Origin of the sequence: Xanthobacter sp. NM-59 (genome assembly GCF_021401125.1) — a bacterium.
Taxonomy (GTDB): domain Bacteria; phylum Pseudomonadota; class Alphaproteobacteria; order Rhizobiales; family Xanthobacteraceae; genus Xanthobacter.
In genome coordinates this window covers 1-740 of record NZ_JACBFQ010000030.1, presented here as the reverse complement: position 1 = coordinate 740, position 740 = coordinate 1, and the positions used below count along the sequence as shown (strand labels likewise).

The 740-nt window shown below is 66.9% G+C and carries 1 protein-coding gene; it reads left to right on the top strand.

The features are described 5' to 3' along the window. Positions 1-734, top strand: a 734-nt coding sequence (locus L0966_RS22155) for an IS701 family transposase (RefSeq protein WP_370641701.1), incomplete at its 5' end; no start/stop codon positions are given. Positions 735-740 lie beyond the last annotated feature (6 nt).

Sequence of the window (740 nt, the reverse complement as noted above, 5' to 3'; positions counted from 1 at the left end):
TGTCCGCCTCCTTCCGCCAAGGCCTGAGCACACGCGGCCTCACCTGGGCCGTGGGCATCCCGAAGCACCAAAAGGTCTATCCGGCCGATGTTGCGCTCATCTTCCCCGTTGCCGGGCGCGGCCGGCCCCGCAAGAACCAGATCCCCGACCAGCTATCTGTGTCCGCCGAGACGGTGCTGGCCGGGGCTCGATGGCGCAAGGTCTCCTGGCGGCGCGGCGCCAAAGGCCCCTTGAGCGCCCGCTTTGCCGCCTGCCGCATCCGGATCGCCGATGGACCGCCCCAGCGCATCCACGACAAGGGCCAGCAGCACATGCCGGGAGAAGAGGCCTGGCTGGTGGGCGAATGGCGCAGCTCGGGCGAGCGCAAATACTATCTGTCCAACCTGTCGGCCGAAGCCTCCCTGAAAAGGCTTGCCGCCGCCATCAAGGCGCGCTGGGTGTGTGAGCAGGCCCACCAGCAGATGAAGGAGGAGCTGGGCCTCGACCACTTCGAGGGCCGCTCCTGGCGCGGCCTCCACCGCCATGCCTTGATGACCATGATTGCCTACGCCTTCCTCCAGCATCGCCGCCTGGGCCAGGCCACAGGAGCAAAAAAGCCCGCGGCGGGGACCTCCACGACCGACCCTGCCTCAGGTCCGCCGGGCCGTCCTCAAGGCATTTTCCTCGACATCGCCAACTTGTCCCCACTGCCGAAGGGCCATCTGGAGACCGCCAATCTGATTCTGCCAAAGTAGTGCTAG